The sequence below is a fragment of the Nocardia sp. NPDC047038 genome (genome assembly GCF_040644075.1).
Taxonomy (GTDB): domain Bacteria; phylum Actinomycetota; class Actinomycetes; order Mycobacteriales; family Mycobacteriaceae; genus Nocardia; species Nocardia sichangensis.
In genome coordinates this window covers 712,008-724,753 of sequence record NZ_JBEYVQ010000002.1, presented here as the reverse complement: position 1 = coordinate 724,753, position 12,746 = coordinate 712,008, and the positions used below count along the sequence as shown (strand labels likewise).

Here is a 12,746-nt window from a genome sequence, read left to right as displayed (position 1 = left end):
GCTGGGGGCGAGCGAAGCGATGGGGCGAGTTTGACCCGCCCCGAGCCGATCAGTACCCTCGTACAGTCACCCCTTGGTGCGGTGGCGGTCTTGTGCTGACCGCGTTTAGGTCGTGATCGACCGACTGTGCGCCAGGACCGACGCGCGCCGATGATGACCAGACCTGCGATTCATTCGCGCAATATACGTATCACCGACAAGCTTCGGGCACTACCTGGTGCCCGCCTACTCGAGGAGTGTTGACCGTGGCCAAGGGCAAGCGGACGTTCCAGCCGAACAACCGTCGTCGGGCGCGGGTTCACGGCTTCCGCCTCCGGATGCGCACCCGTGCGGGCCGCGCCATCGTGTCGGCGCGTCGCCGTAAGGGCCGCGCCTCCCTCACTGCCTGATCCTCGCTCTCGGACGCTCGGGTGTTGCCTGAGCCGTATCGGTTGCATCATCGTGCCGACTTCTCCCGGACGGTGCGCCGCGGCCAGCGAATCGGGAGGCGTGATCTGGTCGTACATGCGCTCGCGCACGGGTATGACGGAATCGTGGGCGCGAATGGACGACACGATCAGGTCCCGGACGACGTGCTGATCCGCGTGGGCGGACCGCGCTTCGGGCTGATCGTCAGCAAGGCGGTGGGCAACGCGGTGATTCGACATCGCGTCGCCCGCCGCCTGCGTCATATGTGTGCCCAGGTGGTCGACGAATTGCCCGCCGAGACCGATGTCGTCATCCGCGCGCTTCCTGGCGCCGCTACAGCGTCGTCGGACGACCTGCTGCGCCAGCTGCGCACCGCACTGCGCAAGCTCGGCGTCGGCGCTCAGGCGGGTATGTCGACGGGTGGCCTGGCATGAGCCTCTGGGCGAAGATCGCCAGACTGCCCGCGAACGTGCTGATCTTTTCGATCGAGCTGTATCGGACCTACGTCTCCCCCACCCGCATGCCGGTGTGTCGATTCACCCCGACCTGTAGTGAGTACGCGGTGACCGCATTGCGCACTCGGGGCCTGTTCATGGGGCTCTTACTGACGGTCGTGCGCTTGGCCAAATGCGCGCCCTGGCACCCTGGTGGGTGGGACCCCGTCCCGGAGCGGAAGCGGAGTACGCATCGCGCCGAGCCGGCGGACGGGGCAGCGACCGACGCGACGTCGCAGGAAACGAGCCTGCTCACCGGACCGCGGTCGGAGCCGAAAGCTTGTAAAGGATCGCCGCACGCGGTGATCGGCGACACGAACGACGGGAGTGCATAGAGCCGTGCTCGACTTCATCTATTACCCGGTGTCCTGGATCCTCTGGTTCTGGCATCGGGTCTTCGGGTTCGCGTTCGGCGCGGACAACGGTCTCACCTGGGCGCTGGCCGTGGTGTTCCTGGTGTTCACCTTGCGCCTGGTGCTCTACAAGCCGTTCGTCAAGCAGGTGCGCACCACAAAGCAGATGCAGGAACTGCAGCCGCAGATCAAAGAGCTGCAGAAGAAGTACAAGAACGACCGTCAGAAGATGGCGGTCGAGATGCAGAAGCTTCAGAAGGACAACGGCTTCAACCCGCTGATGGGCTGCCTGCCGATCCTCGCTCAGGTGCCGGTGTTCCTCGGACTCTTCCACGTGCTGCGCTCGTTCAACCGGACCGGGCACGGTATCGGCCAGCTCGGAATGACGCCGGAGCAGAACGCGAACACCGCGAACTACGTCTTCAGCGCCGCCGATGTCCAGTCCTTCCTGAGCGCTCGCATCTTCGGTGCGCCGATCTCGGCGTTCATCACCATTCCGCCCCCCCAGTTGCAGGCCTTCGCCGACTACGGCGGCGTGCCGACCAAGTTGAGCATCGCGCTCGTCGCGATCCCCCTGATGGTCATCGCCGGTATCGCCACGCACTTCAACGCGCGTGCTTCGGTCGCGCGGCAGACGCCGGAAGCCGCGGCCAACCCCCAGGCCGCGATGATGAACAAGCTCGCGTTGTGGGTGTTCCCGCTCGGCGTGCTCGTCGGTGGCCCGTTCCTGCCGATCGCCATCCTGCTGTACTGGGTCTCCAACAACATCTGGACCTACGGGCAGCAGCACCTCGTGTTCGGCCGCATGGCGAAAGAAGAAGAGGCCAAGAAGCAGGCGAAGCTCGAGCAGCGCGCGCAGAACGCGCCCAAGCCCGGAGCCAAACCGGTCAACGTGAAGAAGAAGCCGACCGCCGCCGCTGCCGATGCCGCGTCGGACGAGGACACTGCTGTCGCGTCGACGAACGGCACCGCGAAGCCGCCGAAGCAGTCGGCGGGCCAACGGCGTCCGGCCGGGCAGAAACGGCCGGGCAACCGGGGCAGGGCGAACCAGAAGCGCAAGCGCTGATCGCACCATCGGTGGGCCGAGTCGCCCACCTCGATCGCTGAGCAACCCCCTTGATCGCGAATACCGCCCGGCGGCGATTGCCCGGCGCGCGCGATGAGCAGATGAAGGAAATCAAATGACTGTTGAGACCGACGGAGGGGACGCCACCGTGGCGACGACGACGGCGAACGCCGGAGCGGACACCGACGATGTCGTGAATGATGCCGAGGAAGCGCTCATCGAAGAAGGCGAGATCGCGGGCGACTATCTCGAACAGTTGCTCGACGTGCTGGACTTCGACGGCGACATCGATCTCGACGTGGAAGGCGATCGCGCCGTGGTGAGCATCGACGGCGGACGTGACCTGACCAAGCTCGTCGGACGTAACGGCGAGGTGCTCGACGCGTTGCAGGAACTGACCCGGCTCGCCGTCCAGCAAGCGACCGGAGTGCGGAGCCGGCTGATGCTGGACGTGGCGGGTTGGCGAGCCAAGCGGCGGTCCGAGCTGAGCGAACTCGGCGCAGCGGCGGCGCAGCGCGTGCTGGACTCCGGTGAGCCGGAGTCACTGGCGCCCATGACTCCGTTCGAGCGCAAGATCGTGCACGATGCGGTGGCGGCCGTGGAGGGCGTCAGCAGCGAGAGCGAAGGTGTGGAACCGAACCGGCACGTGGTGGTCGTTCCCGGCTGAGTCGCGACATCCCCGGAGCGGGCGGCGTGTTTCGCGGCCCGGATGGGTAGTGGTTGGATAGGGCCTCTGGTCTTCGGACCGGGGGCCTTGTTCGTGTCCGGAGCCCGATTGCTCGTTCGTAGATCGACCCGAGTTCGGAAGGATGTTTCACGTGGAACGAGATCTCGGTGGAACCACCGCGGAGCCCGCGGAGTTGGAGCCACCCGCGTCGGCGGCGACCGTCTTCGGCGACCGACTCGATCTCGCGCGTCGATATCACACGGCGCTCGCGACCGCGGGCGTGGAGCGCGGACTGATCGGCCCGCGCGAGGTGCCCCGCCTCTGGGATCGCCACATCCTCAACTGTGCGGTACTCGGCGAGTTGATCGCCGAGGGCGCGTCCGTGGTCGATATCGGCAGCGGTGCGGGCCTGCCGGGCATCCCGCTCGCCATCGCGCGTCCGGATCTCCGGATCACTCTGGTCGAACCACTGCTGCGCCGCACGATCTTCTTGAGCGAGTTCATCGAATCGGTCGGACTGGACGTGACCGTGGTGCGCGGGCGCGCGGAGCAGTCGGGTGTGATGAAGGAGGCCGGTGGCGCGGACGTGGTCACGTCCCGCGCGGTGGCCCCGCTCGGGAAACTCGCCCAATGGTCCCTTCCTCTCCTCCGCGACCACGGGCACATGCTCGCCCTCAAGGGAGCGAGCGCGGCCGAGGAACTCGAACGCGATGGCGACGCGCTGACGAAGGCCGGCGCAGGTAACGCGGTCGTCCTGGCATGTGGCGTCGGCCTGGTGGCGACGCCCACGATGGTAATAAGCGCAGAGCGCCTCCCCCGCGCTGAGCGAGCCACCCGACGGCGCGCCGAACGAGCGGTCGAGCGTGGCGGAAAGGCCGTCCGCGCCGCGACGACGGAGCGTGCGCGTAAGCGTGCGGCACGCAAGGCCAAGTAGAAGCTTCGATCGCGAAGACTCGACCGTCGACCTCGGGCCTGGGATCGTTTCGTCACTCTGACGGAATGGCCCGGTTGAACGCGCGCCGGGTGGACTCGGCGGGCGATCTGCTCGAACTTGATTTGCTTTCTCTCGATCCGTCGGCTGGACGGAGGGGGCCCATGCGGTACGTCCGTCTGGAACGGCGTGGCCGCTTGGTGGCTGAAGTCGAGGCGTGCGTCTGCCGTGGCTGTGGAAGAGATTGCTACTGGCGTCGCGGTTGGATCAAGTCCGTTGTGTGTCGGTGAGAAGTCGTCGTGTTGTGTGCGCGTGGTTGCGCAGACTCCCACGCGTACTGGATTCACGTGAAACATCGGCGGGAAGTCGGTCCGCGGCGAGCCTAGAGTAGAACCCCACCGGCACCTGAGCGAGGATCGGCAGGCAGCCCATCAGCGGGTTGAAGCCGTTGTCCTGCGATCAGCGCTTGCGCTTCTGATTCGCGGTAAGGGCCGCGCCTCCCTCACTGCCTGATCCTCGCTCTCGGACGCTTGGGTGTTGCCCGAGCGAAGTTCCATGCGAGCGTGTCCGAGTCACATTCGACTTCATCGGGGTGCGTCTCGAACTACACCTCGAGCATGAGACAGGAGTGGGTTGCGGACCTAGCGGGCGCTTCTCGGATCAGGAGGCCGCGGCCCATGTTTCACGTGAATCAAAGTCCCCCGGAACGAGTCCGCCGGAATCCTGAGCGCGTCTGGAATTGCCGCCCGATGTTTCACGTGAATCGGTCTTGCCCCGCTGGAGACGCGATCAGTCTCCCAACACAGCTGAGGGGCAATACGTGTGGCGCTCTGGCCGCTGCGTCACTCTCGAAGCGCGGCAACGCATACCTCGGCGCCGGCAGTTCTGTCGATGCGCGACTGAGCTCAATCCATTCGAAGTAGCGCGGGGCGGTGTGCCGGTCCGAGGTCGTCAGCCGAAGCATCTGAACCAGGTGTGTCGAACAGCCACTGCGAGTAGTCATCCGCGATCCGCGATCGGTCACGCGGCATGCCTGCTGTCCCACGCACCGTCCGGCGGCAATGTTTCATGTGAAACAGCGCGCGCGTCGAGGCGAATTCGTGCGGATTTGCGTGTCGCTTTGCGCCTCGCCGCGATTCAGCTTTCTTAAACCGCTCAGTGCTGGCAAGCTAGTGTGCGTCGGGCGTGAGCGTAGGTGCCACGAGGGATCTGGTTGTCACAGCGGCGCGCAGCTCCGCTCGGTCGATCGGGCGCCGCGGAGCCAGTTGTGCATCGTGTTCGAACCGACAAAGGCTGTTGCAGATACGACGCCGACCCGTCCCGTCGCGCGCACGTGTTCTGAAGTTTCTCGGGTTAGGAGCTGTCTATGTCGAGCGGTCCGGCGAATGTTTCACGGGAAACAACGTCGCGCGTGCCGGGGATGCTGGACTCCAGCAATTTCGACACGGAGGCATTCGGAAGTACGCCGTTCGGGCACATCTCCCCCAGCGAGACCCCGATAGCCGCCGAAGCCCAACGTGCAAGTCAGGTCCTCCATCCAGGAAAGGTGACTGTGCCGAAACCTCACGAGCAACGGATCATCACGATCGCCAATCAGAAAGGCGGCGTCGGGAAGACGACCACCGCCGTGAATCTGGCGGCCGCCTTGGCGCATCAGGGGATGACGGTGCTTGTGATCGACCTCGATCCGCAGGGCAACGCCAGCACCGCCCTGGGTATCGAGCACCACTCGGGTGTCCCCTCCAGCTACGAGCTGCTCATCGGCGAGGTCTCGGTCAGAGACGCTATCCAAACGAGTCCGCACAGCGAGCGCCTCCTCTGCATCCCCGCGACCATCGACCTGGCGGGCGCCGAGATCGAACTCGTGTCGATGGTGGCCCGGGAGGGGCGCCTGAAAGCCGCTATCCAAGAGGCGAATATCGCCGGATACGACATCGACTACGTGATGATCGACTGCCCGCCTTCCTTGGGCCTGCTGACGGTCAACGCGCTCGTCGCGGCGAAAGAGGTGCTGATTCCGATTCAGTGCGAGTACTACGCGCTGGAAGGCGTGGGTCAGCTACTTCGCAATATCGGCTTGGTGCAGGCGCACTTGAACCCGGAACTGCACGTCTCGACCGTGATCCTCACGATGTACGACGGGCGCACCAAGTTGGCCGACCAGGTCGCCGAGGAGGTTCGCGGGCACTTCGGCGATGTCGTACTGCGGTCGGTGATTCCACGCAGCGTGAAGGTGTCGGAGGCGCCTGGTTACGGCATGACGGTGCTCGATTATGATCCAGGCTCCCGGGGCGCGATGAGCTACCTGGACGCCGGACGCGAAATGGCGGCCCGCGCGGTTGCCCCGCGCGTCGCCGCGACGAAGTCGGCGGAGTGATTCGGCCGGCCGGGTCGACGCTCGGCACAGTGCGGTTCGGTAGCGGAATGAGGAAGGGGTCGGTAGACCGATGAGTCAGGCGAAGAAGGGTGGTCTCGGGCGCGGTCTCGCCGCGCTGATCCCGACGACACCGACGGCATCACCGGGCCTCAGTAGCGCTGCGGCGAGTGTCATCGGTCTGGATCCGGTCGGGCCGCAGCCCCCCTCGGCCTACCTGCACCGGGTACCGGATCCCGCCGACAACGCCGAACTGGAAGCAGGCGGCGCCGTCTACCGGGAGATCCCGCCGGACCAGATCGAGCCGAATCCCAAGCAGCCGCGTACGGTCTTCGAAGAAGACGCGCTGGCCGAGCTGGTGCATTCGATTCGCGAATTCGGTTTGATGCAGCCGATCGTGGTGCGCCGGACCGAACCGGGTGTGGACCGCTATCAGCTGGTCATGGGCGAGCGGCGGTGGCGGGCCTGTCAGGAGGCGGGCCTGGCCGCGATTCCCGCGATCGTCCGGGAGACCGCGGACGAGTCCATGCTGCGCGACGCCCTGCTGGAGAACATCCACCGGGTGCAACTGAACCCGCTCGAAGAGGCGGCGGCCTACCAGCAGCTGCTGGAGGAATTCGACGTCACTCACGAAGAATTGGCTTCGCGAATCGGTCGCTCTCGCCCCGTCGTGACGAATATGATCCGTCTACTGAAGTTGCCGATCCCGGTGCAGCGCCGGGTCGCGGCGGGCGTACTGTCCGCCGGGCACGCGCGGGCACTGCTCGGTCTCGAAGCGGGTGCGGACGCTCAAGAGGTGCTCGCCGCCCGGATCGTCGCCGAGGGACTCTCGGTCCGGGCTACCGAGGAAGCCGTCATGCTGGCGAACCGAGAGCAGGACGCGGCCGCGCCCTCTCCCGTCGCTCGGCGCAAGCCGATCGAGATGCCAGGCCTACAAGCGGTGGCCGAACGGCTGTCCGGTTCCTTCGACACCCGGGTCCTCGTGAGTATGGGCAAGCGCAAAGGCAAGATCGTCGTCGAGTTCGGGTCGGTCGAAGACCTCGAACGGATCGTCGCCCTGATGGAGCAGAACGCACCCGCAGTGTGACAGAAGTGACGAAATTTAACTTGTGGTTTCGATAGGTGCGAGTACCCGGCCGAAACGTCACTGTGACGGCAGGGGTACGGCACGGCTGCGAGCGTCTATCGCTCCCGGCGGAGCAACACAAGTTCTTCCGACCAACAGCACAGCGACATGGAATGAGGCAGGTTCCCGTTGATCGCTTATTCTTGCTGGCGAGCAAACATTGATGCGACGTGAGCGTGGATGAATCGGACAGCTGGAGGCTGAGCAGAGCGGTGTCGACCAGCGTCACAGCACTAACCCTCGGCGGACTCGAGAAGCTTCCCGCGCATGCGCGGCGCTGTGTCTTCTGGGAGATGGACCCCGCTGTGGCCGAGGACTCGCGCAACTTCAGTGATCCGGTGTTCGAGAAGGAAGCCTGGCTGTCCACGGTCATGCTGGAGTGGGGTTCGTGCGGGCAGGTGGCGAACGTCGACGGCAACGTCGCCGGCTGCGCCTTGTACGCGCCACCGAGCGCCGTGCCGCGCGCCACGCTCTTCCCCACCTCCCCCGTGAGCCCGGACGCGATCCTGTTGACCACGCTGCGGGCCGAATTCCCCTATCAGGATGCCGATGTCGCCCACAGCCTGGTTCAGGCCGTGGTGTCCGATCTGGTGCGTCGCGGCGTGCGCGCCCTGGAGGCTTTCGGTATCCGCACCGACCCGACCACGCAGGCGCTCTCGGAGCGGTCCGGCTCGATGACACTGCTCGAGCGGATCGTCGCGCCGATCAAGAATGCGAACCCGGCGGGCGCGACGACCGAATGCTCACCCGAGAGTTGCATGATCGATGCCGACTTCCTGGAGGATGTCGGCTTCGAGGTCGTGGCCCCGCATCACCGATTCCCACGCTTGCGGTTGGAGCTCGCCTCCGATCACGGCTGGAAGGAAGACGTCGAACGGGCGCTGGATCAGCTGCTCGCGGCGGCGTCGATGACCGCGCCGACCCGTATCGGAGCGCGTTGAGTTGAACGTCGAAGCGCCCCCTGCCGGGCTGGAAAGGGCAGGGGGCGCTTCGACTTACGAAAGACCGATGGCTACATCCGGTCGGCGGCAGCCAGCTCTTCGGCCAGCAGTTCCGCGAAAGTGTATGTGCCGGTGGGCTGGTCGTCCTGACCGAGCAGGTACAGCCGCTTCACCGAGATCAGAATGGCTTCGGCGATCACGTCGCGCATACGCGGGTTGGTGAGCACCGAGGCATCGTATTCGTTTGTCAGATAACCGATGTCGACCTGCACGGTGGGCATCTTGGTGAGACGCAGCAGATCCCAGGTTCGCGCGTGAGTGCGGCAGTCCTGCAACGACGTTCGGGCGACGACCTCGCGCTGGATGAACCCGGCCAGCACCTGCCCGATCATGGACACCGAGCCGTGTGAGTTGCCGAAGTAGAACCCGGCAACGCCGTTGGCGAGCGGGCTCGGGTTAGCGGCACAGCGCAGGGAGATCATCAGATCGGCGTCGAAGGCGTTGGATGTTTCCGCGCGTTCGGCGTCGGTGGGGTTGGCGCCCCACGGCCGCGACAGGAAGGTCTCCATGCCAGTGGCAGCCATCCGCCCCTCCAGACGGCTGGCGAGATCCCACAGGATCTCCGACTCGTAGACGTCGCCGTACTCGGTGGGCACGGCACCACCCTTGTCCGGACCGCCGAGACCCGGATCGATGACGATCCGCTTGCCGGTCAGCTGCGGCCCAGCCCGGTGCACGACCTCTTCCTCAGCGATCCGGTGTGGATTGCCGCCGGTCACCCTGGCGCCGAGCAGGTCGAGCGAGCGCAGCGTGTCGGGACCGCAGATGCCGTCGGCCGACAGGCCGATCTCCCGCTGGAAGGCGGTCAGCGCGTCGTGGGTGTGCGGACCGAAGTAGCCGTCGACCCGGTGCACGTAGAAGCCGAGGTCCTGCAGCCTGCGCTGGAGCGTGGCCACATCGTCGCCGTACAGCGGCGCGGACAGCTGATAGATCAGCGTGCGCGCGCCGAGTCGGTAGGACGCTTCCTTCAGTGCCCGGTAGGTCGCCGGACCGACCACACCGTCGACGAGTAAACCGCGATGCTGCTGAAACGCGCGAACCGCGGAGTCGAGGTGATGGTCGAAGGACACTTCGGTGTCCTTCCAATATTCGCGTGCGTCCGCGTTGTCGGCAGCGATGTGCGCGTGTAGGAACCCGAGGCTTGCCAGGGTGCTCCGAACCTCTGCAACGGCTGGACCGGAATCGCCGTGACGAAGTCGGTGCATGCGTGAGAGCCCTTTCCTTCCGTCAAACCCGCGGGTACCCACTCATGCGATGGGATACACCTTCGCACGACCGGAGCGTCGGTCGATTGTCTCAGACCCGGACCGGGTTTCGACAATCCCCGGGTCCAGGCATCCTACGGCGCGTCCTCAGATGACGTCTTCGAGTTCGCGCAGAAGAGCCGCTTTGCCCTTCGCTCCGACGATCTGCTTGACCGGCTTACCGCCGCGGAACAGCATCATAGTGGGCAGCGAGAGGATCTGATAATCGCGGGCGGTGCTCGGGTTGGCGTCCACATCCAGCTTCGCGACGGTCAGCTTGTCCGCGTGCGCGCCCGCGATCTCCTCCAGGACGGGCGCGACCATCTTGCACGGGCCGCACCAGTCGGCCCAGAAATCGACGAGGACCGGCTTCTCACTCAGCAGCACGTCGTCGGCGAAGGACGCGTCGGTGACGGTGACCGTGTTGGCGGACTCGGGCATGGGTGTTCTCCTTGCGATACAGCGAGACGGAAAGGTATGGCTCGTCCAGCGCGAGCTCAGTTGGCGGCCACCGACTCACCCGCGTGGGCGAGGGTGTTCGAGGTGATGTCGCCCTGCTCGGCCAACCAGCGCTCGGCGTCGATGGCCGCACGGCAGCCCGTGCCCGCGGCGGTGATCGCCTGCCGGTAGGTGTGGTCGACGAGATCACCCGCGGCGAAGACGCCGGGGATCTCGGTCGAGGTCGTGGGGTGCTGTACCAGCACGTATCCTTCGTCGTCCAAGGCGACCTGGCCCTTGACGAGTTCGCTGCGCGGATCGTGGCCGATCGCGACGAACAGGCCGGTGGCGGCCAGCTCGGAGGTTTCGCCGGTCCGGGTGTCACGCAGGGTCAGATGGGTGACGCTGTTCTCCCCGTGCACCTCGGCCACCTCGGCGTTGAGCACGAACTTGATCTTCTCGTTCGCCTTCGCCCGTTCCAGCATGATGCGGGAGGCTCGGAACTCCTCGCGGCGGTGCACGATGGTGACGCTGGAGGCGAACTTGGTCAGGAAGGTCGCCTCTTCCATCGCGGAGTCGCCGCCGCCGACCACCACGATGTCCTGGCCCTTGAAGAAGAACCCGTCGCAGGTGGCGCAGGCGCTGACACCGCGGCCGAGCAGCCGCTGCTCGCCCGGAACGTTCAGGTAGCGCGCGGCCGAGCCCATGGCGAGAATCACGGCGTAGGCGTGGAAGGTCTCGCCGCCGACGACGACCTTCTTGATCGGGCCGGTCAGGTCGACCGCCTCGACGTCCTCGGTGCGGATGTCCGCGCCGAACCGCTTGGCCTGCTCGCGCATCTCCTCCATGAGATCCGGGCCCATGATGCCGCCGCGGAAGCCGGGGAAGTTCTCGACCTCGGTGGTGGTCATCAGCGCACCGCCGAACTGGGTCCCCTCGAACTGCAACGGCTGGAGCTCGGCGCGGCCCGCGTAAACGGCGGCCGTGTAGCCGGCGGGGCCGGAGCCGATGATGATCAGGTCGCGAACTGGCGTGCCGGTGTCGCTTTTTTGCTCGCTACGCTCGCTCATGGGGCCCTTCCGGGGATATTCGATCGGACGTGTCGGTCAACAACAGGGTAATGGCTGTTGTTCCCGCGTCGGCGGGGGTCACACCGCGCGGGTGGCCCAGATCGCAAGGTCAGCCGATGTCCTGCAGCGCCTTGCGCTGGGGATCGCCGGTAGCGCAACCGGTCCCGACGACCAGCGCGGTGATCTGCGGCGGGCGGGGGCCGTTCAGCAGGATGAGCACCGCGTTGCCGCCCTGGAATCGGATGTCGGTCGAGCCGAGGATCGTGCGGTCCAGGCCGTTCGCCCGTACGCAACGCTCGAGCGCTTCCGGGCCGGCCAGGGCTCCGGTGACGTTGTGCCTGCCCAGCGCGCCGAGGGCCACGGTGGCGGTGAGATCGTCACCCCAGTCGTCTTTTCCCGATGTCGGCTGCGCCGTGGGCGCTGGGTCGTCTCCGCTGCGCATCGTCGAAGCCCACACACCCGCGCCGACGACGGCGACGATCGCCGCGGCTGCCGCGGCCAACCAGCGCAACCTGCCGCGGCGACGCTCGTCCAGAGCCACCGGCGCGGATTCGAAATCTTTTGCTTCGCGGACGGATTCGCTTACTTGCGGGGGCGGAAACTCATGAACCGTGGCGCCTTCGGGTGGCTCCAGCTCGTCGACGAACCGCGCGAGCCGGGCCGCCACGTCTTCCGGCATCGGATGGACTATGCGCTCGTCCCCACCCAAGGCACGCAGCTCGGCACTCACGTCATCCAGCGCGCGCAGATACCGCACCGCTTCCGGGTCGCGCGAGACGATCGGCCACAACTGCTCGCGCTGCGCGGGCGTTACGTTGTCGGCATGTAGGTCAGCCAGCAATTCCGACGCGAACGGAGGCTGCGGCACGGACTCGGTAGCCATCGCACCTCCGTCGTTCGCATCGGACATCGCGGGGACCCCCTCGCCTACGGGGCCTGTCTCTGATTCGTTCAGTGGTTCGTCACTGTTAATGACGCATCCCAACTAACCCCGGTTCCCCGGATCACGCAGAAAATCCAATCGCTCTTTCAACCGCTGCCGCGCACGAGCGCACCGGCTCTTGATCGTCCCCTCGGGCACGCCGAGCAACGCCGCCGCTTCGGCAACGCTATACCCCTCCACATCCACCGCCACCAACGCGGTCCGCTGATCCGGCGGCAACGAGAACAACGCTCGATCGATGACCAACGACATCTCCACCTCGGCCATCTCGTCGCGGGTGTCCCTCGGCTCCGGCATCGACTCCGGCGCCAGCGACAATGCCCGCCTGGTCTTGTTCCGCCGGATCCGGTCCAGGCACGCGTTCACCACGATCGCGTGCAACCAACTGCGGACCTCCGCCTCGGCCCGGAACGAGCCCGCGGTGCGATGCGCCGACAAGAGCGCGTCCTGTAGTGAATCGGCCGCATCCTCACGCGTGTAGGAGGTGCGCAGCGCGGTCTGCCACAGATGATCGTTGTGTCTGCGCAGTAACTCCGCGAACGCGTACCGCTCACCGGCGACGTGCGCCCGCAACAACTCCACATCGGTGCGTTCACCGAGTTCGAAGGCGCGCTCGCGACACATCACCGGC

The 12,746-nt window shown here is 66.1% G+C and carries 14 protein-coding genes; 9 read left to right on the top strand and 5 right to left on the bottom strand.

Translation table 11 applies throughout. The annotated features are described in order from the left end of the window. The first annotated feature begins 245 nt into the window (after window positions 1-245). The 9 genes from rpmH to ABZ824_RS11530 all read left to right on the top strand — a co-directional run bounded on the left by rpmH (window position 246) and on the right by ABZ824_RS11530 (window position 8,360). Window positions 246-389 carry a 50S ribosomal protein L34 gene (rpmH, locus tag ABZ824_RS11570; RefSeq protein WP_006550910.1) on the top strand — a complete coding sequence of 48 codons (144 nt, stop codon included), beginning with the start codon at window positions 246-248 and terminating at the stop codon, window positions 387-389. A gap of 21 nt (window positions 390-410) precedes the next feature. After that, complete coding sequence (rnpA, locus tag ABZ824_RS11565; RefSeq protein ID WP_355073434.1) at window positions 411-842, top strand: ribonuclease P protein component; 432 nt, start codon at window positions 411-413, stop codon at window positions 840-842. Then, entirely contained in the window at window positions 839-1,237 is a 399-nt protein-coding gene (gene yidD / locus ABZ824_RS11560; RefSeq protein WP_356963229.1) for a membrane protein insertion efficiency factor YidD, read from the top strand. The genes rnpA and yidD overlap by 4 nt, the downstream gene beginning before the upstream one ends. A 4-nt stretch (window positions 1,238-1,241) precedes the next feature. Continuing rightward, window positions 1,242-2,321 carry a membrane protein insertase YidC gene (gene yidC / locus ABZ824_RS11555; protein WP_355073438.1) on the top strand — a complete coding sequence of 360 codons (1,080 nt, stop codon included), beginning with the start codon at window positions 1,242-1,244 and terminating at the stop codon, window positions 2,319-2,321. 115 nt (window positions 2,322-2,436) lie between these two features. Continuing rightward, on the top strand, window positions 2,437-2,988 hold the full coding sequence (locus tag ABZ824_RS11550) for a protein jag (RefSeq protein WP_355073440.1): 552 nt from the start codon (window positions 2,437-2,439) through the stop codon (window positions 2,986-2,988). 142 nt (window positions 2,989-3,130) lie between these two features. Continuing rightward, on the top strand, window positions 3,131-3,922 hold the full coding sequence (gene rsmG / locus ABZ824_RS11545; RefSeq protein ID WP_356963228.1) for a 16S rRNA (guanine(527)-N(7))-methyltransferase RsmG: 792 nt from the start codon (window positions 3,131-3,133) through the stop codon (window positions 3,920-3,922). Between the two features lie 1,363 nt (window positions 3,923-5,285). Beyond that, on the top strand, window positions 5,286-6,296 hold the full coding sequence (locus ABZ824_RS11540; protein WP_355073444.1) for a ParA family protein: 1,011 nt from the start codon (window positions 5,286-5,288) through the stop codon (window positions 6,294-6,296). Window positions 6,297-6,366: 70 nt separating this feature from the next. Then, window positions 6,367-7,380: a ParB/RepB/Spo0J family partition protein gene (locus tag ABZ824_RS11535; protein WP_356963227.1), complete on the top strand. Its 1,014-nt coding sequence runs from the start codon at window positions 6,367-6,369 to the stop codon at window positions 7,378-7,380. A 251-nt stretch (window positions 7,381-7,631) separates the two neighbouring features. Further along, complete coding sequence (locus ABZ824_RS11530) at window positions 7,632-8,360, top strand: GNAT family N-acetyltransferase (protein ID WP_355073763.1); 729 nt, start codon at window positions 7,632-7,634, stop codon at window positions 8,358-8,360. 71 nt (window positions 8,361-8,431) lie between these two features. Here ABZ824_RS11530 and ABZ824_RS11525 read toward each other — a convergent pair whose 3' ends face one another. The 5 genes from ABZ824_RS11525 to sigM all read right to left on the bottom strand — a co-directional run bounded on the left by ABZ824_RS11525 (window position 8,432) and on the right by sigM (window position 12,739). After that, the gene (locus ABZ824_RS11525) at window positions 8,432-9,625 is read right to left on the bottom strand and encodes an N-acetylmuramoyl-L-alanine amidase (protein WP_355073447.1); all 1,194 of its coding nucleotides are present in this window, start codon (window positions 9,623-9,625) and stop codon (window positions 8,432-8,434) included. Between the two features lie 147 nt (window positions 9,626-9,772). After that, window positions 9,773-10,105 (bottom strand): thioredoxin, encoded by a 333-nt coding sequence (gene trxA / locus ABZ824_RS11520; RefSeq protein ID WP_356963226.1) that lies wholly within the window; start codon window positions 10,103-10,105, stop codon window positions 9,773-9,775. A gap of 56 nt (window positions 10,106-10,161) precedes the next feature. After that, complete coding sequence (gene trxB / locus ABZ824_RS11515; protein ID WP_355073449.1) at window positions 10,162-11,172, bottom strand: thioredoxin-disulfide reductase; 1,011 nt, start codon at window positions 11,170-11,172, stop codon at window positions 10,162-10,164. Between the two features lie 109 nt (window positions 11,173-11,281). Further along, the gene (locus ABZ824_RS11510) at window positions 11,282-12,055 is read right to left on the bottom strand and encodes a hypothetical protein (protein ID WP_356963225.1); all 774 of its coding nucleotides are present in this window, start codon (window positions 12,053-12,055) and stop codon (window positions 11,282-11,284) included. A gap of 102 nt (window positions 12,056-12,157) precedes the next feature. Continuing rightward, window positions 12,158-12,739 carry an RNA polymerase sigma factor SigM gene (gene sigM / locus ABZ824_RS11505; protein ID WP_355073765.1) on the bottom strand — a complete coding sequence of 194 codons (582 nt, stop codon included), beginning with the start codon at window positions 12,737-12,739 and terminating at the stop codon, window positions 12,158-12,160. Window positions 12,740-12,746: the final 7 nt, after the last annotated feature.